The organism is Weissella oryzae SG25, assembly GCF_000691805.2.
Lineage (GTDB): Bacteria > Bacillota > Bacilli > Lactobacillales > Lactobacillaceae > Weissella > Weissella oryzae.
This window is the reverse complement of sequence record NZ_DF820485.1, coordinates 17,806-39,290: the sequence shown is the minus strand read 5'-3', so window position 1 is coordinate 39,290 and position 21,485 is coordinate 17,806. Positions and strand designations below refer to the sequence as shown.

Annotated in this window: 25 protein-coding genes; 4 read left to right on the top strand and 21 right to left on the bottom strand. The window is 35.1% G+C overall.

The features are described from left to right. The first annotated feature begins 72 nt into the window (after nt 1-72). Complete coding sequence (locus tag TT13_RS01710; RefSeq protein WP_027698373.1) at nt 73-1,173, top strand: M24 family metallopeptidase; 1,101 nt, start codon at nt 73-75, stop codon at nt 1,171-1,173. Between the two features lie 78 nt (nt 1,174-1,251). Here the strand turns inward: TT13_RS01710 and TT13_RS01705 are convergent, their stop codons facing one another. The 6 genes from TT13_RS01705 to spxA all read right to left on the bottom strand — a co-directional run bounded on the left by TT13_RS01705 (nt 1,252) and on the right by spxA (nt 6,321). Further along, nucleotides 1,252-1,752, bottom strand: a complete 501-nt coding sequence (locus tag TT13_RS01705) for a YtxH domain-containing protein (protein WP_027698372.1) — start codon at nt 1,750-1,752, stop codon at nt 1,252-1,254. 15 nt (nt 1,753-1,767) lie between these two features. Continuing rightward, nucleotides 1,768-2,154 (bottom strand): DUF948 domain-containing protein, encoded by a 387-nt coding sequence (locus tag TT13_RS01700; protein ID WP_027698371.1) that lies wholly within the window; start codon nt 2,152-2,154, stop codon nt 1,768-1,770. 69 nt (nt 2,155-2,223) lie between these two features. After that, entirely contained in the window at nt 2,224-4,047 is a 1,824-nt protein-coding gene (gene pepF, locus TT13_RS01695; protein WP_027698370.1) for an oligoendopeptidase F, read from the bottom strand. Between the two features lie 74 nt (nt 4,048-4,121). Next, nucleotides 4,122-4,910, bottom strand: coding sequence for a competence protein CoiA family protein (locus tag TT13_RS01690; protein WP_027698369.1), 789 nt, complete (start codon nt 4,908-4,910; stop codon nt 4,122-4,124). A 176-nt stretch (nt 4,911-5,086) separates the two neighbouring features. After that, entirely contained in the window at nt 5,087-5,830 is a 744-nt protein-coding gene (locus tag TT13_RS01685) for an adaptor protein MecA (protein WP_027698368.1), read from the bottom strand. Between the two features lie 86 nt (nt 5,831-5,916). Then, nucleotides 5,917-6,321 (bottom strand): transcriptional regulator SpxA, encoded by a 405-nt coding sequence (gene spxA / locus TT13_RS01680; RefSeq protein ID WP_027698367.1) that lies wholly within the window; start codon nt 6,319-6,321, stop codon nt 5,917-5,919. Between the two features lie 223 nt (nt 6,322-6,544). Here spxA and TT13_RS11220 point away from each other — a divergent pair, with 223 nt between their 5' ends. Next, nucleotides 6,545-6,703: a hypothetical protein gene (locus TT13_RS11220; RefSeq protein ID WP_190279601.1), complete on the top strand. Its 159-nt coding sequence runs from the start codon at nt 6,545-6,547 to the stop codon at nt 6,701-6,703. A gap of 305 nt (nt 6,704-7,008) precedes the next feature. Next, the gene (locus TT13_RS01675; protein WP_027698366.1) at nt 7,009-7,641 is read left to right on the top strand and encodes a DUF1361 domain-containing protein; all 633 of its coding nucleotides are present in this window, start codon (nt 7,009-7,011) and stop codon (nt 7,639-7,641) included. A 114-nt stretch (nt 7,642-7,755) separates the two neighbouring features. On the opposite strand, the gene TT13_RS01670 is transcribed toward TT13_RS01675, so the two are convergent. From TT13_RS01670 to TT13_RS01640, 7 genes are all read right to left on the bottom strand, one after another. Continuing rightward, nucleotides 7,756-8,229, bottom strand: coding sequence for a TspO/MBR family protein (locus tag TT13_RS01670; RefSeq protein WP_027698365.1), 474 nt, complete (start codon nt 8,227-8,229; stop codon nt 7,756-7,758). 313 nt (nt 8,230-8,542) lie between these two features. After that, entirely contained in the window at nt 8,543-8,998 is a 456-nt protein-coding gene (locus TT13_RS01665) for a hypothetical protein (RefSeq protein ID WP_027698364.1), read from the bottom strand. A gap of 254 nt (nt 8,999-9,252) precedes the next feature. Beyond that, nucleotides 9,253-9,732 (bottom strand): hypothetical protein, encoded by a 480-nt coding sequence (locus TT13_RS01660; protein ID WP_027698363.1) that lies wholly within the window; start codon nt 9,730-9,732, stop codon nt 9,253-9,255. A 480-nt stretch (nt 9,733-10,212) separates the two neighbouring features. Beyond that, complete coding sequence (locus tag TT13_RS01655; protein WP_027698362.1) at nt 10,213-10,755, bottom strand: hypothetical protein; 543 nt, start codon at nt 10,753-10,755, stop codon at nt 10,213-10,215. A 514-nt stretch (nt 10,756-11,269) separates the two neighbouring features. Beyond that, complete coding sequence (locus TT13_RS01650; protein ID WP_027698361.1) at nt 11,270-12,268, bottom strand: amidohydrolase family protein; 999 nt, start codon at nt 12,266-12,268, stop codon at nt 11,270-11,272. Nucleotides 12,269-13,620: 1,352 nt separating this feature from the next. Beyond that, the gene (locus TT13_RS01645) at nt 13,621-13,968 is read right to left on the bottom strand and encodes an MmcQ/YjbR family DNA-binding protein (RefSeq protein ID WP_027698360.1); all 348 of its coding nucleotides are present in this window, start codon (nt 13,966-13,968) and stop codon (nt 13,621-13,623) included. A 293-nt stretch (nt 13,969-14,261) separates the two neighbouring features. Beyond that, on the bottom strand, nt 14,262-14,675 hold the full coding sequence (locus TT13_RS01640) for an Hsp20/alpha crystallin family protein (RefSeq protein ID WP_027698359.1): 414 nt from the start codon (nt 14,673-14,675) through the stop codon (nt 14,262-14,264). An 814-nt stretch (nt 14,676-15,489) separates the two neighbouring features. On the opposite strand from TT13_RS01640, the gene TT13_RS01635 reads away from it, so the two are divergent. Continuing rightward, nucleotides 15,490-15,762, top strand: coding sequence for a SemiSWEET family transporter (locus TT13_RS01635; protein ID WP_422821960.1), 273 nt, complete (start codon nt 15,490-15,492; stop codon nt 15,760-15,762). A 561-nt stretch (nt 15,763-16,323) separates the two neighbouring features. Here TT13_RS01635 and TT13_RS01630 read toward each other — a convergent pair. The 8 genes from TT13_RS01630 to TT13_RS01600 all read right to left on the bottom strand — a co-directional run bounded on the left by TT13_RS01630 (nt 16,324) and on the right by TT13_RS01600 (nt 21,478). After that, complete coding sequence (locus tag TT13_RS01630) at nt 16,324-16,659, bottom strand: DsrE family protein (protein WP_027698357.1); 336 nt, start codon at nt 16,657-16,659, stop codon at nt 16,324-16,326. 543 nt (nt 16,660-17,202) lie between these two features. Then, nucleotides 17,203-18,159: a lytic exoenzyme target recognition domain-containing protein gene (locus TT13_RS01625; protein ID WP_052348508.1), complete on the bottom strand. Its 957-nt coding sequence runs from the start codon at nt 18,157-18,159 to the stop codon at nt 17,203-17,205. A 212-nt stretch (nt 18,160-18,371) separates the two neighbouring features. Further along, nucleotides 18,372-19,439, bottom strand: a complete 1,068-nt coding sequence (locus TT13_RS01620) for a glycoside hydrolase family 25 protein (protein ID WP_027698356.1) — start codon at nt 19,437-19,439, stop codon at nt 18,372-18,374. Then, entirely contained in the window at nt 19,432-19,647 is a 216-nt protein-coding gene (locus TT13_RS01615) for a phage holin family protein (RefSeq protein ID WP_027698355.1), read from the bottom strand. Before TT13_RS01615 ends, TT13_RS01620 begins: the two co-directional genes overlap by 8 nt. Nucleotide 19,648: 1 nt before the next feature. Further along, nucleotides 19,649-19,930, bottom strand: coding sequence for an MreC domain-containing protein (locus TT13_RS01610; RefSeq protein ID WP_027698354.1), 282 nt, complete (start codon nt 19,928-19,930; stop codon nt 19,649-19,651). Between the two features lie 18 nt (nt 19,931-19,948). Continuing rightward, nucleotides 19,949-21,052 (bottom strand): collagen-like triple helix repeat-containing protein, encoded by a 1,104-nt coding sequence (locus TT13_RS01605; RefSeq protein WP_145912325.1) that lies wholly within the window; start codon nt 21,050-21,052, stop codon nt 19,949-19,951. Nucleotides 21,053-21,063: 11 nt separating this feature from the next. Continuing rightward, entirely contained in the window at nt 21,064-21,186 is a 123-nt protein-coding gene (locus tag TT13_RS11035; RefSeq protein WP_082816160.1) for an XkdX family protein, read from the bottom strand. Beyond that, nucleotides 21,170-21,478, bottom strand: coding sequence for a hypothetical protein (locus tag TT13_RS01600; RefSeq protein ID WP_027698353.1), 309 nt, complete (start codon nt 21,476-21,478; stop codon nt 21,170-21,172). The genes TT13_RS11035 and TT13_RS01600 overlap by 17 nt, the downstream gene beginning before the upstream one ends. Nucleotides 21,479-21,485 lie beyond the last annotated feature (7 nt).

Genomic DNA, 21,485 nt, shown 5'->3' with positions numbered 1-21,485 from the left:
TTTTAAATAGCCTATAATGACTATTAATACAGTGTTAATTGACTAATACCAATTATTTGGAGGATGTAAGCTATGACGACACAAATTAATCAAATTGCTAAATGGCTAAATGAAAAACAGTTAGATGTTGCTTATTTCTCAGATTTTCATTCGATTGCCTATCTTACAGGTTTTGAATCAGATCCAATTGAGCGCACATTAGCTTTATTTGTTTTTCCCAACGCCGAGCCATTTATCTTTGCTCCAGCCTTAGAAGTTGAAGCCGTTAAGCAAACCGGATGGGCTTTTCCAGTTTACGGTTATCAAGATAGCGAGGATGCTTATCAATTGATTGCTAAGCATCTTCGTGACAGCAAGCAAGCATTAAACCGTTGGGCAGTTGAAGCTGGCCAATTAACTCTCTTGCGAGCAAATGAAGTTAAACGCGTCATATCAGAAGCCGACTTTGCAGCTGATTTAACCCCAGTCATGACTGAAATGCGTTTAATTAAGACACCAGATGAAATTGCCAAGATGCACCAAGCCGGTCGAGACGTTGATACTGCTTTCGAATATGGTTTTGCTGCACTAGCTGAAGGAAAAACTGAGCTTGCCGTTGCTGCAAAACTTGAATATGAATTAAAACAACGTGGCGTTGTTGGTATGAGCTTTGACTCGCTTGTTCAATTTGGAAAACACGCTGCTGAGCCACATGGTGCAACTGGTTTAAACACACTTAAAAATGGTGACTTAGCCCTATTTGATTTAGGGACTCTCTATGAAGGATATGTTTCCGATGCAACACGAACTGTTGCCTTTAAGCAAGTATCCAATCACCAACGAGATATCTATAATATCGTACTGGAAGCTCAATTAACCGCTCAAGCAGCTGCTAAGCCTGGTATGACAGCCGGTGAATTAGATGCCGTTGCCCGAGATGTTATCACTAAGGCTGGTTATGGTGAATATTTCGTCCATCGCCTTGGCCATGGAATTGGCTCATCTGTACATGAGAGCATCCAAATTGCCAGTGGAAATGAACTTATTTTAAAGGCTGGCATGGCTTTCTCAATTGAACCTGGTATTTATATACCTGGTGATTTAGGAATCCGAATTGAAGATTCTGTTGTTCTAACTGAAGATGGTGCAGATTCATTTACTCATCTATCTAAAGAACTACGTATCATCGATTAATTAACCTTCAATAAACTAAAATACCGGTCAATCATCTAATAGATGATTGACCGGTATTTTAGTTTATCTTCAAATGACTTATGATTCAGCCTTAGGCGCCAGTTCAATTGGTTCAACTGAAGTTGCAGATTTGTCATCAGCGCCATAAATCTCATCAAGTGCATCTGACAAAGATTGCTCATTAGTATCGTCTAATACAATATTAATATCAGCCTCAGCTAAATCTGGAGCCATTTTTTCACGTGCTTGCTCTTTAAGGTCATCATAACCTTGTCGTAATTCATCCTTCTTAGCTTGCAAGGTTTCCATCATCAGATCAAGCTTCTCCAAAGCTTGATCACGAGTATCACCGTAACCCTGCTCTTCGATAAAATCATCAGCCTTTTCAATAAAATCCGTTATCTTCTCTGATGCAGTTTGAACGTGAGGCTCAACCCAATCTTGAGCCTCGCTAACCACTCCATCAACCTTATCTCGCAAATTAGCTTGCTGTTCCGGCGTCAAAGCTTTATAAGCAAGATAGCCAGCCGTTGCAGCTGTTGCACCAAGTACTAAACCTGTAAACAATCCCTTAGCCATACTTTACCTACTTTCTTAATCTTTTTTCGCGTTCTTTTTTGATTTACGCAAGTTATTAACCGCCGCAAAAACTGAGGCTGCACCAGCAGTTCCTCGATTGGTGTTCTTGCTTCGCAACTTAGAAGTTACATTTTGTACCGCTTCATTTAAATCTGAAACCGAGGTTCCAACATCCGCAATCGCTTGAAATGCTGGGTCAATCGTTGCAACTTTACCGTTTACATCATCTAACAAAGTATTTGCGTTTGCCATAATATCATTTGTTTCTCGCGCAATAATGTCAACATCCCGCGTAATAACGCCTAAACTACGGGTCAAGCGCATAAGGAAAATTCCTAAGAATATCACAAACAACATTACAGCACTTGCAAGAATAATTAATGCAATTCCGCCAGCCGTCATATCACCCTCCATGTTATCTACATTAAACTAATTCTAACCGCTTTCACAAATTGTTTCAATCAAAAGCAATTATAATTGATCAGTTGCTTCGAGTTCTGCAACGACGCTTTCAAATTCAGTTAGTCTTTCTTCAAAGAGTCTAAATGTGTCCTGCAAATAGTCCGGCTTTGTCATATCTAACCCAGCAGCCTTCATCACATCAATTGGATCAGCTGATGAACCAGCCTTCAAATAATTTTTGTATTCAATAACTGCTTTTTCACCGCCATGCAAAATTTTATCACTCATAGCGACTGCTGCTGCAAATCCAGTACTATATTGATATACATAGAAATTATAATAGAAGTGTGGAATGCGCTCCCATTCATGCGCAATTTCTTCATCAATCATCAATTCAGGGCCATAATAGCGTTGATTTAATTCTGCATAAGCATCATCTAAGACCTCCGCAGTCAACGGCACACCAGCTGCGTCTTGCACATGCATCCACTGTTCAAACTCAGCAAACTGCGTCTGCCTAAAGACTGTACCCTTCACCCCATCTAAGAATTGATTTAAAATATAAGCTTTTAATTTCTTGTCATCCAAGCTATTCAGCAAATAATCTGTCAGCAAATTTTCATTCGTAGTTGAAGCAATTTCTGCCAAAAAGATTGGATAATCACCATAGTGATAAGGCTGGTTTTGACGCGTAAAGTATGAGTGTACGGAGTGACCCATTTCGTGGACTAATGTATCTAAATTATTAAGGTTATCTTGCCAATTCAACAAAATAAATGGATTCGTATCATAAGAGCCACCTGAATAGGCCCCTGATCGCTTACCTTGATTCTCAACCACATCAATCCAACGATTGTCAAATGCAGTGTTTACAACCGCTAAATAATCATCACCCAAAGGAGCTAATGCTTGTAGTGCTTCAGCCTTTGCCCCTTCAAAATCAATCTCATAATCCGGAGTTCCTAAGATTGGTGTATACAAATCATAAGAATGTAACTCCTTTAAATTAAGGAGTTTCTTACGTAATGCAACATAACGATGCAATAATGGCAGTGCCTTATTAACCTCAGTAACGAGATTATCATAAACTTGTTCGGGAACATGGTTACGAGCCAAAGCTGCTTCACGTGCTGATCCATAATTATGCACTTGGGCATTAAAATTTTGGCTCTTAACGTTTCCCGCCAAAAGTGACGCGAAAGTATTTTCCAAATCAATGTATGACTGATAGAAAGTTTTAAAAGTTTCCTCACGTACCTTACGTATTGGTGACTCAAGTAATTGACTATATACCCCATTGGATAATTGAACTTCATCCCCAGCGTCATCAATAACAGTCCCAAATTTAAGATCTGCATTATCCAAAATACCAAATGTACGTTCAGAAGCCCCAAAGACATCACTTGCGGCAGCTAACAGGCGTTCCTCATCAGAGGATAATAAGTGCCCACGCTGCGTCAAAATCGAGTCAAAATAATGTTGATAAGATTGTAATTCAGGTTCCTCTGCAAAGTATGCCGTCAATTTCTCAGCTGGTAATGATAGAACTAATGGGTCAAAGAAGGCAATCGCTGCTGATACTTTAGCAGCTAGTGCTCCCGCTTTAGCTGCTAACCCTTGATAAAAATTATTATTTGTATCTTGATCGCTTTTCATCGAAGCATATACATAGATTCGCTCTAAATCGCGCATAAGACCTAAGCCATATTTTAAAGCTACTAATAAATTAGCTGCTGAAGCATCAGCATTTTCAGCCAAGACATTTGCACCGGCTAGTCGGTCTTCCAAATCATCATAGGCTGCTTGCCATGCATCATCATCTTTAAAAATTGTGGTCAAATCCCAAGTCATCGCTAGTGGAACTTCTGTCCGTATTGGTAATTTTTTAGCCATCCTTATCGCCATCCTTTTTTTCAATAACTTATATTGTATTATAAGCTACTTTCATAATGATTGCGATTTACCACTTACCAGACTAAAGGCCTTGCTAGGTAAAACTTACCATTTTGATCTCTAACTATCTTACGTTTTAACCAAACTTTTAAAACATGCCTAAGATAAACATATTGTACGAATTCTAACTCAGCTGCGCCGGTTTTTAGCCAATATTGTGGCATTAACTGATTAAGTAACTCTACAATCGTTGACTGCTTCCTTTCTAGTAGCAATAATATATCTAAATTTAATAACCATGATGGCATCTTTAAATATTTAGTGGCCAAGTAAGGGCTATGATATTCTTTAGGCAAATTTTTAATAATCCGACCTTGATAGTAAAGACGATTAACGATTGACTGTAGTCGCTCATCTGCATAAAAGCTTTGCTTACAAATAGCTTGAAAATTTCTAAGATACTTATCCTGTGATAACTGATTAACCCATACCCACTTTTTCAACCATATTTTCCCTTGTTGCCAATTAAATAAAACTAAGTCATCACCCCAGCATTGTCCAAACTTAGCCCAATTTACAGCTACTGTCTGCTTAGCAAGCAATTGTTCGCTGGCTATCCAAATCACCGTTAAACCAATTTTCTGATATCCTACTGTTCGCTTTTTAATTAAAGCTGTACTAATCTTTGAATGTTGAAATTCAATTGCAAATGCTTGCTTTGCATTGCTAATTAATAAATCTGGTCGCTGCTTAATCATCTCTATCCAAGCTTCAATTTCTACATGATATCCAATATTTTCAAAATAATTTGCTAATTGATGCTTATGCCATTCATGTAGTTGACTTTCACCTTGCTGAAACAATGCGTAATTCGCTCCTTGGTTAAAATATAGTTTGTAATTAAAAAGTTTCTGCTCGAAGCGTCTTTACTTAAAGCTATTTCTTCAAATTATTCTAACTGCAACCTCTACAATAAAATAGAATACGAAACGTTTTTAAAAGTCAAAAAAAGAGGCTGCGTATTGCAACCTCTTTTATCTTACTTGAAGTATTGATTAATCAGAGCCAAAGCCCGAATGGTAAAAATAACTTTACCATGTTCAGTCAAAACATCTGGGGACAACGGCGTAACTTCTCCATATTCCCTAGCAACCGCCATAATATCTTGAATATCACTTTGACGTGTTGTGCTACTAAAGAGAAATTCCATGTAGTACATCCCTTTTAACTCATATAAAGTCGTTTGTGCTGGAATAGTTGCCATCATCTTAGCAAAACTAATTACATTTTCAAAGTCGTTAAACTTCATCATTATATGTGCAGTTGTTTGACTGGTTTTAGTATTTTGACCACCGTCCAACAATCGATCAACTGTTTCATCAGCTTCTGCTGGTACAGCTTGTTTGCTAGCCTGTTCAACTTTTGAGTCATCATCACGATCTAAGAGTTGTTCTAAAATCTCATCTGAAACCTCATCATTACTCTCAGACATATCGCGGTCACCAAGCATTGATTTCATAACGCCGTTAACCATATCTTTATCATTTAAACTTTTTGATATAAATACTTCCAAGCCATTCCGATTCGGCAAGACCTGAAAAGTTACCGCTTCATTATTTTCAAAGTCGTGATCAATATCAACTTCTTCTAAAATAGAATAGAAGAAATGTTCAATCTCCTCTTGGTTGCCCAGAAGGTCGATCACTGACATACTACGCTCGGCTAGATCTTCATTTGTAACAACTACCCGAATTGTATCCTCGTTAATCCGTTCCATTTCCATTATGGGCACACCCCTTTCAGCATAATTCCGTAAATACTTACATAAGTATAACAAATATTTAGCAATCTGGCGTGCTTATCTCCAACTTAAGCCTGCATATCTGCAAAATTAATTACATCGTTTAATGCTGACTGGCGAACAGCCCGTGGTAAGAAGCAACGAATTTCATCTTCGTTATAACCCACTTGTAGGCGACGATCATCAACCATCAGCGGACGCTTTAATAACGTCGGTTCCTTAACCAACAAGTCAATTAATTCACTTAGCTTAAGTTCATCCAAATTGATTGCCAATTTTTGAAATTGACTTGAACGAGTTGAAATAATTTCCTCCGTACCGTTCTCAGTTAATCGCAAAATCGTTTTTAACTCATCGCGAGTTAGAGGCTCCTTAAAGATATTCCGTTCAATAAAAGAAATTTTATGGGCTTTCAGCCAAGCTAAAGCCTTTCTACATGATGTGCAACTAGGTGACGTAAATATTACTACCATTTTAAATACTCCCTTCAGTTGTTTTACCTGGTACTTATAATACTTATATTATTTGCGTAAGTTATGAAGAACTTTTGCCATTTTTAGCATTATCTTTGGAAGAAGCTAATATTAAATTTGGTTATATGCCATCTATGCACCATAATTTAAACAAACATTAGCTGTAAATTCTTCCGATTTACCAATTAAAATTAATTAATAAAACAAATGGAGGTGATTACTTATGAGTTTCTTTATTCTATTCATCGGAATAACACTAATTTCTTTAGCCATCAAGTCACAGGTTACCTATAAAATTACCCATGGCGCTTGGCGGATAAGCCCTACTTTCATCTGTGGTCTTGGTTTCTTAATCCTTGGCGGTATAACAATCCTATTATAAATATAGAAACTATTGTTAATTGGCTGGAAATTAACAATAGTTTTTTTATGTCAGTTTCAACGATTAAATCACAAAATTATAGTAGTCAATTTTCTACTAAATAAGTTAGCTACACAATTAATAATGTCACAGCATACTAAATAAAAACAAGCTAATGAACAATAGGCAACAATATAGTAACATTATATTTCTATAAAGTTTTTATCAATCTATCAACTTAAACCCTTCGATACTTTCGTTAATCTAAATAATTCGCTATACTGATATTTTAGTTAAACTAATTCAAAATGGAGGTGTCGCATATCATGAAAAATTTTTTGATAAAACATCCAGCAATGGTGCTTAATATAACAACCCTCCTTTTAATCGCCTATATTTACCTTACAAAGGCACACTTTCAATTTCTGATCGTTAACCTAGCCCTAGCCTTAATTCCATTTAATCTCAGTCTGCTAACCAAGAACATACCAAGTAAACCATATTTGCATATTCCACTATTTTTGATTTGGCTAGTTTTTTATCCAAATACAATCTATATGCTAACTGACTTTAGTCATCTTTCATCTATCGGTACAGGCCTAGCTAACTCATTTCAGTATTTTAACTACTCAATTCTTACTGTTAGCATCATCTTAGCCTTACTTCTTGGACTCCTAAGTATGGAAAGCATCTTAAACATGCTAACAAGGTCTGCTGGTCTAAAGATTTTAGGATATATTATATTAAGTATTTTGGCCGCCTTTGCAATCTATTTTGGCCGTTTCCTTCGTCTAAATTCAAGCGATCTCTTCTTTAAACCAACTGAGACAATTAATACAATTTTAGCTGCTAACTCAAATGAATTATTGAATTTTGTCAGTTACTTTTCCTTAATGCAGCTATTCTTAATCTTTATCTATCAATTTGCATTAATCTATTGCAAAAGGGAGTATATATAGAGAAAAGCACCCTTCCGGGTGCTTTTTTAATCGTAATAATAATTGCCTAATATACTCTCAATAGCCAAGGCAATTCATTATGGTGAACATCAAGAATGCGAAATATGTTTAGTTTTAATTTAAAATCGTTACTGCTAGGGATAGATAGCTAGCAAATAGTAGCCATATTAAATATGGTATTAAGATATACTTGATTTTTCGTTGATCAAACCGTAATAAAGCTATCACTAATCCATCCATGATAATAATCATGATACTAGCAAGTAAGAAATTACCTAATGTAAAGAATGCGACCGTCCACAAAATATTCAATCCTAATTGGACATACATCAAAAAATATATACTTTTCCTGTTACTATCCAATCTGCTCAAGCTGGCGCAATATATTCCCAACATAATATAGAGTAAAATCCAAGTCGGACCAAATAACCATTGTGGTGGTGCTAATGTAGGTAGTCGAAAGCTAGCATAAATCACTCCAATTGAGACACCACGGACCCATTCGACACTAAAAGCCGAAACTGAACCTAGTATAATAATTATTATTGAAAAGATAACCGCTCTTAACGGTATTGATAAATTCTTCATATGCCCCCCTTAGAAACTTTCTGTTAGTAACAAATACTCCCGCTCAGTTCAAAGCATACATATATCTAATTTTTATTCTGCTATTTTTCACAGACTAAAGTTAGAATATTTTCTATCAAAAGTATGAAGTTAATCATATTCAATTTTATCTTCACCATCTAAATAATTAACAAGCTAACTCGTAATTTACACTGCCTACTAGCTAGCCGTTCACTACCATAATCCCATAACTTAAATTTTTACATATCTTCGTTATACTTATTCATTTAGGCATCTACAACACTAAGGCGATTAGAAATAATAATAATTATTTTCAATCTTTTTTATCTTTAGTTTTAGTTAAATTACTTATTAGAACCGAAATTGACACAATTGCCGTAAAGGAATCCATTATTGTAGCAGGCAGCCCGATTGAAATAGTTAAAAAAATTGTCAGCAATATGAAGGTTAGATGTATCCTGAAGTTATTTCTCCAAAACCGGTTTAAAAAATTTTTTGACAAATCTGCTACCTGATTTTTTTTAATCTGAATTAACCTTTTTAAAACAACCGTCAATAAATCGAACACTACCATCGAAATAAATACAAATTCAAAAGTATCATACAGATCGGAATAATTAACCCTTGCTAATAAACGAAATAAGCTATCATGACCAGCTAAAATAATTCCTCGAAAGATAAAGAAAAGGATGAAAAAGGCCGCTAAAAACAAAAAAATTAAACCAATTAACAAAGCTAAAAACAAATTTAAATATTTTTTCTTTGACATAACTGCACTCCCCCTAGATAGACTCTAAGTTTATAGTACAAAACAAAACATAGCTAGTAAATATTAGTTAGTCTAAAGGAATAGGGGAAATAATTTTAAGTAACTCATAATTCTAGCAGTCGATATGCGCAATAATAAAAGACAGTAATCGTTTGACCACTGTCTCTTATCCACTTACCCTTATGCAAAATTTAACTGTTACTGCCTAAGTAGCTATCAAAACTGCAAGGAATTATCCAAACATATACTCTTATCTAAACCAATGGATTCAAAGCAAGTACTGGTGTCTCAAACGTATTGTTATCAGTAGTAGTAATAATATATACAACTCCGCCATTCATTTGTCCGGCTGGAATATTGCTAAACTCAATCTTTCCATTTACAAATGTAGTTGTACCATATTCTTGTCCATTAGCTGCTTGAAATACAGCACCTGTTGCGTTTGCATCTTCTAATACTCGTGAATCGGCTCTTAGAGAGAGTACTGTAGATTTATCGGTATACTTCTGGCCATACGTATTATTAGCTGAAATACCATCAATACCGTAATATTGAAAGTCTGGGAAGATTGCAGTATAGTTACCAATCGCCTCTAAGTTTGTTGCATTAGCTTTCGTATAAACCATTGTGTCTGGCGTTTGCATGACATTCGATGCATCCGCGACTACACCAAACGCCCCCATAGTACAAGCAATTACACTAGAAGAAACCAACAATTTAGATACAAAACTCATATAAAGCCTCCAAAAAAATATTTATTCAGCCAAAGTAACCGCTTTCTCTGTCCATAAGTTAAGTATAGTACAAAAAAATAGATTGTGAATTTTTTATTTTATTAATCACCTATACCAATAGGCTGAACTATCTTGTTTCAGTTAAATTGAGATATTCTTAACAATGTGTACCATTAGCTTTATATATTTAAATAATTATTATGTCAGCCCTGTTAATTAGGTCTTAATCCTTCTTACTTATTTCAATACAACTTATGTTTAACCGTGTTATTAATATCCGCATGTCCATTAAAGTAAACAAAATTTGTCACTACACCTACGCCCCCAACAAAAAGAAATACACCTACCTCTAAAAAACATGTAGTTAATTTTTCGACCATGTTTCTAGGCGCTTTTCATCACCTAATTATTAAAGTTTAAAATTACACTATTAAAAAACCTCACCAAGTAGAAACTAACTACCTAGTGAGGTTTTAAAAATTAATCTTTTGCAGCATTAGCTGAGTCGCTAGCATACTTCGCAGTAGCTTGCGCATCTGCCAAAGCCTTTTGCAATTCATTATTATTGGCATTTGCCTTTGATAACTGCTCTGTCAAAGTGTCAATTTCTTTTTGTTTTGCATCAACTTCAGCTTGCTTAGCAGCAACCTTTTGATTGCCTTCATCGATCTTTTGTTGAATCTCATTGATCTTCTGCTGAATTTCAGCTTCTTTTTGAATATCCAATTGGTTTAGTGCATTATCCATCTCATTTTGTTTAGATACAAGCTGCTTGTTCAAAGCACTAATTTGTGAATTTAAATTAGTAACTTCAGATTTACTATCTAAAAGATTTTGTGATACATTCTGATACTTATCTGAAAGGCTCTTGTTTTTTCCACTTAAAGTATCCACTGAGGCACGTACTTGTGAAAGTGCCTCAGAACCAATCCAATTATTATCGGCCATAGTGCTACCACCGACAAAAGCTCCTACAACCCCCGTTGTAGCTAATAACGTATACATTAATTTCTTGTAATTCATTATATCCCCTTTAATACGACTTAACTACTTTATACCTACTACTGTAAAGAGTCAATTGTTCATAAACATGTTGTACATTTTATTCTGATGTGTCAAAAACAACGTTTATAGCCATATTAAATTTGATTTAAAGTCCTTTTGTTTATAATTAAAAGTGCACATAGCATATTAAACATACTTTTACATAACTAAATGTTAGTTTCAGCAATCAACTAATTTTTTCAATTCTTCAAGTTCGACACCAGTTACTAAATTGCGAGTAGAAGTTACCCAGTTTAGTGGTTAATGTACCTTGCTATTCTTAACAAACTCGCCCTACCTATTGACATTGTTTAATGCCTTGTCATTATGTCCGGATAACATCTTAACTCTAATTGTTTTAACATCCTCAACTTCGCATAACCAGATAATTAAACCATACTTGTTTCTCCATAATTACACCGCCCACTACCGTTGATTGCAAAATAAAAACGCCTGAACTTATCAGGCGCTCTCAAAGACGAGACTATTATTATTAATCGTCAATTCTTAAAATCTTGGCAGCATTATCATATCCAATTTTTTGCTTTAATTCATCCGTAATTGGTAATTGATCAAACCAAACAGCTGCATCAGCATTATCTTCATATGGATAATCAACTGAAAATAGAATATGATCTGGGCCAAATACAGAAAGGGCATTGTTAAAGGCTGTCGTCGTAAAGTGACCACTTGTCGTGGCATAAACATTTGTTCGTAAATAATCAGTCAATGGTCGCTTATAATCTCCACCGTTTTCTCCGTTAATTTGCTTATATAACCGATGTTGGGTACGAGGCAAGGTCTGTGATAATCCTTCACCAAGATGACCAATAATCAACTTGATATTAGGGTAGCGGTCAAATAGTCCACTCATCATGATACGAATTACATGCACTGCAGTTTCTTGGGTAAATCCCCAAACGGAACCTATAAGGCCAGGTAAATCCTGATAAATACGTTGTTGATTAGGTTGCGGATCACGAGGATGAAGGTAAACTGGTACATCCAACTCATTAACCTTCTTCCAAAATACATCCATAGATGGGTCATCAAGATAAACGGTCTCCCCCTCACTACCAATATTCGAATACCCATTAATTAGTGCACCTTTCATACCCAAGTCGTTTACTGCCCGCTCAAGTTCGGAAGCGGCAGCAGCAGGATCTTGTAAAGCAACCGCTGCAAAAGCTGTAAATTGTTCGGGGTTTTGTGCAACATACTTTTCATAAACCGCATCGTTTGAACTTTGAGCCAATTCAATTGCTTTTTTAGTATCGGCAATTCCTTGTACACCTGGAGAAGTCAAAGACATAACTGCTTTAGAAATATCCATAGCTTGTAGTTCTGGAATATAGTCATCTGTATTCCAAAGGCGCTTTTCAACGAAATCAAAATAAGGTTTTCCATCACGATTTGCTTCAGCTGCTTTATCCCAATATGCATCGTTCATTGGTGATGAATAATGTTCTTCTAATGCAATCTTCTTAACCATATTAAAAACTTCTTTCTTTAATCTCTTTTTTGTAAGGCTTTACATTCATAGTCTAGCATCTTATTTATTTTTTTGAATTTTTATTTTTTTTTAAAATAGAAATAAATATAATTATCCCAATCAAAGTTAGTTAATTAGCTAATATTTTAATTTATAAAGTACACAAAAAGACGGCTAACAAAAATTAGCCGTCTTGATATATTCCTTGCTAAAATGAATCAAACAACCGGAAGTTACAGCCATCTGCTTTAATCATTGAACTAAAGGAATACAATTTTACTAAAACACTATATTTATATAGCTAGAATTATGTTTTTGCTTATTTGAAGTTGAGTAGAAGATCATAAATATTGTGAATTAGTAAACAATTTAAGTATATCATAAAATAAAAGAGTATCTAATAAAATCAGACACTCCTATAATTTGGATGGTAATATCATCCAAGATTATATAGATATTTGCTAAGTCAAAATATATACGTTAAGTTGGTTAATTAAAATATTATTTTGAAGAGATTGATAATGAATTAGCAAACACGTTCATCGTATCACATAACTAAAGCAATAATAATTCAACAATTAATAACTATATGTTAATTTTTTGGAATGCACTTTATTATTACAAAATAAATTAATCTTTTTAGGTCAAAATATATAATTTTTAATCATTAAAAGCTAGTAACTTAGGTTGCTACCTTTTTAATTTAATAGTCTATTTCATAATCCGTGACAGATTCATATGACGATTGAAATTCTTTTTTCTTCAAATTTATCTTTGTCAACTCTTCTATCTCTTTTAAATAACTTTAGTTTATAAAATTCATTTTTGTTAATTATACGAGGCGTACTTACTATTTATCTTTATTCTTAGCTTCCTACTACCAACAAAGATAAAATCTTTTCCACTAAAATTGATTTAAAAATCAAATTCTATTGCAAATTACTCAAACAGTCCGTAAAATTTTGTGTCTTCCCCACCAGCCTGTCAACTATCTTTTAGTGAAAGGTTAAAAAATGAATATAAAATGACGACAGCTTAGCACCATCATCGTTTAGTTAGTTTCAAATATATTAATCCATATCTTACTAAAGCAGAATCTTACATCCCACAGAGTGGAGATAAGAAGCAAATAATTGCATCGCCTATTATGTACAATAAAGTGTTCATTAATATTCTTGTGTTCTATAAACAAGCGGGCCACTTTGTACTTATATACTAAGCGACTCTTTGATTAATAATCCTGTTAATACTTTCTAAAAATCAACAGATATAGTTGTACCAATTATCCTAATCAACAGCAAGTTGATTTCAATTAAAACTCATTTAAAATAGACAAGCCAGCTAAATGGTCATTAAAAATTGGCAATTAAGCGTTCACTTTCATGCAACATTTTCACTAATTCCGCTTGAGACACATCAGTATTGTTTATATCTATTGTTACCCAATGGCGTTTACTCATATGAAATCCCCGAGAAACTCCAGCTATTTCAACAACTTGATCAACATGTTCGGGTGTCAATTTTAAATTGATATATACCTTATTTTTAACTTCATAAACCATGGCAATCATCTTATCATTTCTTTCATTTTCATATACATGATAAATAATCTTTGAGTGCATATTACCAGCATTAAAGGGATAAACTAGCTTAGCTTTTATTGTATCCTCAACTAATATCATCAATTCATCTGAGCTCATTGTATTACCTCTTTAAAATCATACCAATTGCTTATTGGAAGCAATTCAGTATAATTATATCAACTTATTACAATACCTAAGCGTTTGATTAAAAACTAAAGTATTTATCAATTCATTAAATGATATTTTAAGATTTAAAGGCAGTCGGAATTTTTAAAAAGCAGGTACACTAACAAGTTTAAATACTAGTTAGTGTACCTGCTTTTTTCATTAAACCATCTAATCACTCTTCAGTGAACTCAACAATTTCAACTAAGTAATCAGTTAAGAGCTTTCGAGCGAGTTTACATTATTTAATTAATTTCAATTTTATGATAACCTTCAACATCGTCTTCATTTTGCTTTGGTAGCTCAACCTTCAACACACCATTCTTATACTCAGCAGAAATATTATCTTCATCAATGTTTGAAAAGCGGAACGAACGTGACATTGCTTCACTTGACCGTTCACTTTGAATCAAGTCGCCATGACCATGATCTGCAATTTCGTGTTTCTCTGTTGAGATTGTTAGCACATTATCATCAAAGCTTAAATTTACGTTTTCCTTTTGTAAGCCTGGTAACTCTACGCTAACTAGGTACTTGCTGCCCTCATCTGAAATATCAGTATTCATAAATCTGCGAGGAACCCTTGTGTTTCCAAAAAAATCCATGTCAAACGCATCAAATGGATTCCAAGAATTCTTAAGTAACTCATTAGCCATCATTAAATGCCTCCATATTTTTTCTTTTAACTACACTTATATAGTAGCACCAAGATTTTAATTTGTTAAATTCTACACTGAAAACATCATAGTTAAAAATCTTAATAAATGAAATTGGCATACTAAACAGAATTCAATCATTAATTCTATAGTGCTGAATATATAAATCAAAAGCATTTATTCAGTCGTACCATTACATAAAATCATGTCCTAATTGCTGAAGATAATGCTGACATTATCCGCTTAATCATATTCATCGATTGTATCATCGCTACCGACTTGACTTGATTGAAAGGGCTATCGTGTACCAACACCAACATTGTTATTATTAGCGTTATCATTTTAATTGATAACTACCAATAGACTACTGTTTTAAAGCCAACCAAAAGCCGTGCTATATACTTTAGTATCCAACAAGATATAATTAGCTAATTGCCAAATTCCATTAACTGGCTTAACATCGTTAACGTGGACTGAATTATAAATCATGTACTAACTGGTAGCGTGCTCAGATTGTTCAATCGTGCTAATTACCGCAATTGGCATGGTTCCAATTACGTTCTTTCTTAATCCTGCTGAGGTACAATGCCAAGATACATATTTCAACTGGATAAATAACATATATGTCCATACTAATAGATGACCCTCGGGATTTTTATTAACTTTATTCTACCAATTGATACTATCTAGCTCATCATTTTCGTGTGGCTACCATCAGAGTCGTTTGAACTAGTACATCGCCTATCTAATCTTAGGTAGGATCCACAAGTACGTGCAAACATGATTCACGTTAAAAGCTTAGATGAAGAGGAGAAAAATGGCTACAAAAAAAGGATTACAAATTATTGCGAGCGTTGCTTCTATTATGTCAGTGCTTATGTATGTTTCTTATATTCCACAAATTATTTCAAACCTTAGTGGAGAACCTAGCAATCCAATTCAGCCTCTAGTGGCCATGGTAAACTGTATTTTTTGGACTATCCATGGTTTCTTTGGATTAGATGGTAAAACAAGAGACCGTGCGATTATCTTCGCTAATGTTCCGGGAATTATTTTTGGATTTACGGCTGCTTTAACTGCAATTATTTAACTTTTTATTCTTATTTATATTCTTAAAGATCTATTAGTCATACATGGTGGCTATTGAAAATGTCTAACGTAAAAAGCATCATATAATTCGATTAGGTCGGCCGCCATAGGCAATTAATCCACTAAAAAACAAAGTGACGTACATTCTAGACTTGAGTATTACTTAACGCTGCTATTCAAATATCAGACTTGAGCATGTCTTTAAACTGCTCTATTTTATAATAGGTAAGTTAGTTTTAACTTATAGCAAGGACATATAAGCAAGGCGAAATTCTAACTAGTAATGTTATTGTTCTAAAGGATGGCGAAAAAACAGGGTCAATGCACTTTTTTAAATTAATAAGTTATATTAGTTAGTTCATTACAAAACCAAAAAGCTTGAACTAAATCAGACCTTATCTTTACATGCGTGTAGATTCTGCTTTAATTGTTTTAGAACAGAGGATGTTTTTTATATGTCATTAAAGCAAGGCACATTTTGATTTTTTTTCATTGGTCATGCTCACTACACTCTTTCGTTACAAAATAAAAAACACCTAATAATTATTAGATGCCTTATTAATTAGGGTTTGATGTAACTAAAGCCTTCTTGTTGTTTCAGTGCCAGCTCCACTACTCCAGAAGGTACTATTTTCAAATCATTCTGTAAATCATCATCCAGAATATTCCTTTGACTCATTGAATTCCTGCAAATTCTAACATCAATGCCTAACTCCACTAATGCAGATAAGTCCTGTTTAGAATTCTTTAACGAGTCAACAACAGCTTCACCATTTACAAGTAGCTCAACTGTCCCATCATTATTATTATTATCCATCCATTCAACCATATGATGTAGATTAGATAATACTGTAGACCATTTCGCTCTTTCATCTATATGAAAAATTGTACTTAACATAGCTTTCTACCTCGTCTTAACAACTAATATAGCCCTTAATTATGCTTATCTCAAGTAAGTATAATTGTACTTTTCCATTGTAAATAAACCAGTAATTAGCCGCCGACAGGCTTTCGCCTGCCTATATACAGGCGGTTTGAAAGGTTTTTGTAGTAAATTTGTAGTAAATTTTTCAGTCACTCTATGTTGAGTGGCTTTTTTAGTCTATGCTTTGCTCACGCTCAGCAATCAATTCTTTTAACTCTTCAAGGTCATCACTAGTTGCTAAATTACGAATAAAAGAGCGTGCCATGCTCTTTATACTTTATTTAATGTAAATGTCTTACCTATTTTAGGGCATTTTGACGACCAGTGAATACAAACGAAAAAACCTTGGTCTACAGAACGCGTCTGCCTCAAAAGAGAGTACCAAGGTGTTGTCTTCTATGTCTAAACTCTATCTTAACAAGTTGACTCTGTCAATAAACAAAAAAGCCTCACTAAGTAGAAATTAATCTACTTAGTGAGGCAAGGTATTTGTGGTTATTCAAGTTTTATTCCAAATTACTTTACTTCTCGCAGATAGTCAGTTAATACCCAGAAACCATATCCTGATGTGTAACCTTCAGGAATAATGAAACTATAGTTCTTACCACTAGTTGCATTATTCGCTTGACTTGTGATAACAAAGTTAACATTAAATCGGAAATATGAACCAACTTCGATAACTTGATCTTCAGTCTTATTTTCACCAGTACTATCATATTCATCTACAAAGGCAGTTGGAATACCATTATCAGCCCAAGCAAATTGATCAGCTCCACCAGCTAATAGATAACTAGCTAATTGCGCAATTCCAGCACTAGTTGTAACAGCGTCTGCTGTAAACAAGGTTCCCTTGTCTTTATCATCTGCACGATAAGGCTCTACTACAGCACCAACAACAACACCTTGAGGTTCTTTTGGCTGTGAAGCCACACCATTAAGGATGTCTTTCTTCAATTGATCATAAGATACACCCCACCGTTCTAGGAATGGTAGAGGATCAACGTGATCAGATCCATGGCCAGTTGCTGACGCATAGTTATGAGTCTTAACCCCTGGAACTTCAGGAGTATCTAGCGTAAAGTCAGTAATTCCGGCTTCTTTAGCTAATTGAATCGCAAGCTCGATATAAATTTTATAAGTCGCAAAGAACTGCTCTTTATTTGTAATTGAACCCTCAGCAAATTCAATTGCAGCATAAGCTTCCCAGTTCCAATCTCCGCCAAAATCATATGCGCCGCCATCGGTAGCCATAACTTGCCAAGCCTCAGCTTGCTTCGTCTTTGGATTCCAACCGACAATATGCGTATAATTAGCAGATTCATAACTTGTTGAAAGATAGTTCTTTTCACTCTCCAATGAGTCAAGAATGTTTGCTGTAGAATGCAAATGTACTTGAGTAAAGGGTGGTTTTGCCAATCCTGCATCAAGTGCTGGACGTCCAGGTACTACAATATTATCCAATACTTCAACCATTAAAAAATCTCCTTAAAATTATTATGTTGTTTCAGCAACACATATTATTATATATTCTAAAAAAATTCAAAAACAACTCAAATAAATATCAACTAATTTGATATTATTAATCAATAAAAAACCGCACCAAGTAGAAATTAATCTACCTGATGCGGCTTTAAGTATGAAATTGAGAGAAGGATTATCCTTTCTTTTTTTACGATTAAATTCTACTACTTAACATACGCAAGCTTCAACCACACTGGCTCGCCATTCATTTCAATCTCGATTGAATTGCCTGCACGGCTAAGCACTTTATAGTTATCGTTCAATGTAAAGTACTCCATTCGTCCGTTATTACCTTGTGCTACTTGATTGCTCAAAGCGTTACCATAACGGTCAGTCAAAGTTAGGCTTTGCACTGGCATATCGTTATTATAATCGGCTACTGGGATACTCATGTCGTTGTTGCGAGCATACCAATCACCATTATAGGTTTTCCATGAATCAACTACATAAACATCATTTAATGAAGCGGTTTCGGCCTTACTTGTATCTGGTGGAGTAACTGAACTATCATCGTTATCACTAGTTGAACCCGTTAAGTCCGACCAATTACCGTATAAGTAATCCCAATCATAACCACCACCATCGCCATATTGGTAAGACGTTACCTTACTCCACCAAGGAATACTTAACATTTGCTTTTCAGCCCATTCCTTAATTTCAGCAGTTAGTGTTGTGTTCCCCATATATGGATAAAAAGCCACCCAAAGTGGATGGTCTGCAATATCTGACCAGTCAAACCGGCCATTTGCTCCCTTGGCAAAGAAATAGCTAGTATAGATACCAACCTTTTTGCCTGTAAGTCGTTGTACCTCGTCCATGAATTGCTTAGGCTCATTCCCCGTAAAATGGTTGCCATCAACAGCTCCCTCTTCAAAATCTAACCACAAGGTTACATCAGGATTTGCAATGTCCGCTGCACTCAATGAATTAACAAAGTAATGCGCTTGTGCAATTACATCACTATCAGACCGTAGGTAATGATAATATCCTAAATGCTTTCCTTTTTGTTGAGTTTCAAGAGATTGACTATACATATATGGATTTGTGTAACTTGTTCCTTCTGTAGCCTTCACAATAGCAAAGTCCCAGTTATCAGCTAAATAATTACCTTGGTGGCTGCTTACATCTGTACCGTAACTATCCGCATGAACCGAATCATTAGTAACAGCCATTCCACCTGCAAACAAAAAGGCCGTTGCAGTCGCAACAGCCAAAGTTTTAAATTTATTCACTTGCTTTCTCCTTATCTTGATTCCGCTTTGAAATTTTACCAATGGTTGAGCCACCCAAAATAGATGCAATCATTGCTACAACTGCGTAAATGGTATTTGACACTTCTTCACCAAACGGTAAATTCCAAATTTTAGCAACGGCTAAATAAAAAGTCGCTAATGCAGTAAGAACTGTTGTAGCGACTGATGCAAATTCAATTTTATTCAATTTACTTCCCTTCCTTTTTAATCAATAAAGACTCAAAGCCTGCTAGCTGTGCTTTTAATTCTTCGATTGTTGTATTGAGTTGTTTAATTTCCGCTCGTAATTCTGCTCGTTCTGCTAGCCAATCCTGTTGTTCTTCAAGCGCCTGAGATAAACGATTCATTACCTTTTGATAACTTTCAGTTGTGACATTCACCATCTCAGGCTTAATCTTAATTTTTGCAAGAACAATACTTCCAACCCAGCCCGCTACCGCACCAAACAGTCCACTAATAAAATCTGACAAAATTATATTCCTACTTCCTTATTTTTTAATTGCTCCTAAACCTTCTACATCTTTACCCGTCCAAATACCAAGCTGGTAAGCAACCTTAATAACATTGATTTGTCTGGCATCATAGATACCACCTGATATGCCAAGTGTGGTCTTGCTCCAATCATAGTTATCTAAACTATTAACTGGGTTCGTAATTGTTGTTCGCCCCCAAAATGATAACTTACCAGAGTCTGCTTTCTTCCATGTATCAATTGTGATAATACCCTTCATCATCTTAAAAAGATTACCAGTGAGTGGGTAATCATCAATCTTATTACTCCAAGTATTAATATTTGGTGAGTTCCAACCATAAATTGTATTAACATTATCGCCCGGATGAGCTGGGTATTCATCTAGTGTCATATAAGAACCGTTATCAAATACAATGCGCCATGGGTCAGCTTCTCGGTCAAAAAAGAAGGCCATTGGCGCACCCTTTCGAATGATAATACCGTACTCGTTTAATGGCACGGTGAGCCCTGGTTTTCCTGGGTCGCCTTTGTCACCTTGCTTTCCTGGTTCACCTGGGTCTCCCTTATCGCCTTGTTTTCCTGGTGGTCCAGGTTCTCCTTGCTCACCTTGCAAAGATTTAAGCCATTCTTCTTCGGTACCTGTGAAACCGTCATTTAAAGCTACCTGATATGCCGAATCACCATCTTTTCCTTTGGCAATCTCATTCATTTTGGTATCTACGTACTTAGTAACCTGTTCAATAACCGAATCAATAGTTATTTGCGGGACTAGATTTCCATTGACCTCTTTAAGATTTTTAACAACTTGAAAACCCATCGCTCCCTCAGAAGGATAAATTGCTACTTGATTATTGACATCTGTCACGCAAACTTCAAATTGATAAGTGTTATCCGTGGTCAACTGTTCCAGCAACTTATCTGTAAATTTCATGGTGATAACATCATCATTTACCATAGGCGTAATTGTAAATAAGTAGCCACTTGAATTAGCGATATTCACAGTAACTGTTTTATCAGTCAAACTCTGGTTTTCACCGTCGGAAACTAAACGGAAACTAAAGGCCATAGCAGTGTCGGCTACTTTGTTAGTATGGCCTGACATCATCACTACTTTTCTCAATTATCAGCCTCCTATTCAATACCGGTGATTGCTTTATATTGCTCATCTGTCAATAAGCCCGCCTTATGATAAAAGGTAACTTTATCAGCAGTAATCCAACTCTTCTCATACCATTCTTTAATTTGTTGAAACATCTGGAGTACCTCCCACTAGCTTATTCACTTTTTCAGTTAAGGTCGCAATTTGAGCTAGTAAATCCATTTTGAATAAGTCATCCGCTTGTGGCTTTTGACTTTCTAACCACTTCTTATACTCGAATGGGTCCCAATCTCGCCAAGTATTAGTTTCAGGTTGATAAATACGTAAATACCAAACATCTTGAATGTTTGCTTCACTAGGTTCAACCTCTGTAAAACAATTATCAGCTGGTTTAGTAACTGCCATGCCGGTATATTTTCGTGTGCTTTTATCATATAAATAAAACATTTTTGAC

Excerpts from the sequence above, each read along its gene's own strand:
- TT13_RS01625 (WP_052348508.1), bottom strand. The coding sequence starts at position 18,159 with ATGGTTGAAGTATTGGATAATATTGTAGTACCTGGACGTCCAGCACTT.
- TT13_RS01630 (WP_027698357.1), bottom strand. The coding sequence starts at position 16,659 with ATGTTAAGTACAATTTTTCATATAGATGAAAGAGCGAAATGGTCTACA.
- TT13_RS01600 (WP_027698353.1), bottom strand. The coding sequence starts at position 21,478 with ATGTTTTATTTATATGATAAAAGCACACGAAAATATACCGGCATGGCA.
- TT13_RS01705 (WP_027698372.1), bottom strand. The coding sequence starts at position 1,752 with ATGGCTAAGGGATTGTTTACAGGTTTAGTACTTGGTGCAACAGCTGCA.
- spxA (WP_027698367.1), bottom strand. The coding sequence starts at position 6,321 with ATGGTAGTAATATTTACGTCACCTAGTTGCACATCATGTAGAAAGGCT.
- TT13_RS01670 (WP_027698365.1), bottom strand. The coding sequence starts at position 8,229 with ATGAAGAATTTATCAATACCGTTAAGAGCGGTTATCTTTTCAATAATA.
- TT13_RS01635 (WP_422821960.1), top strand. The coding sequence starts at position 15,490 with ATGGCTACAAAAAAAGGATTACAAATTATTGCGAGCGTTGCTTCTATT.
- TT13_RS01660 (WP_027698363.1), bottom strand. The coding sequence starts at position 9,732 with ATGAGTTTTGTATCTAAATTGTTGGTTTCTTCTAGTGTAATTGCTTGT.
- TT13_RS01700 (WP_027698371.1), bottom strand. The coding sequence starts at position 2,154 with ATGACGGCTGGCGGAATTGCATTAATTATTCTTGCAAGTGCTGTAATG.
- TT13_RS01640 (WP_027698359.1), bottom strand. The coding sequence starts at position 14,675 with ATGATGGCTAATGAGTTACTTAAGAATTCTTGGAATCCATTTGATGCG.
- TT13_RS01675 (WP_027698366.1), top strand. The coding sequence starts at position 7,009 with ATGAAAAATTTTTTGATAAAACATCCAGCAATGGTGCTTAATATAACA.
- TT13_RS01685 (WP_027698368.1), bottom strand. The coding sequence starts at position 5,830 with ATGGAAATGGAACGGATTAACGAGGATACAATTCGGGTAGTTGTTACA.
- TT13_RS11220 (WP_190279601.1), top strand. The coding sequence starts at position 6,545 with ATGAGTTTCTTTATTCTATTCATCGGAATAACACTAATTTCTTTAGCC.
- TT13_RS01665 (WP_027698364.1), bottom strand. The coding sequence starts at position 8,998 with ATGTCAAAGAAAAAATATTTAAATTTGTTTTTAGCTTTGTTAATTGGT.
- TT13_RS01650 (WP_027698361.1), bottom strand. The coding sequence starts at position 12,268 with ATGGTTAAGAAGATTGCATTAGAAGAACATTATTCATCACCAATGAAC.
- TT13_RS01655 (WP_027698362.1), bottom strand. The coding sequence starts at position 10,755 with ATGAATTACAAGAAATTAATGTATACGTTATTAGCTACAACGGGGGTT.
- TT13_RS01645 (WP_027698360.1), bottom strand. The coding sequence starts at position 13,968 with ATGAGCTCAGATGAATTGATGATATTAGTTGAGGATACAATAAAAGCT.
- TT13_RS11035 (WP_082816160.1), bottom strand. The coding sequence starts at position 21,186 with ATGTTTCAACAAATTAAAGAATGGTATGAGAAGAGTTGGATTACTGCT.
- pepF (WP_027698370.1), bottom strand. The coding sequence starts at position 4,047 with ATGGCTAAAAAATTACCAATACGGACAGAAGTTCCACTAGCGATGACT.
- TT13_RS01710 (WP_027698373.1), top strand. The coding sequence starts at position 73 with ATGACGACACAAATTAATCAAATTGCTAAATGGCTAAATGAAAAACAG.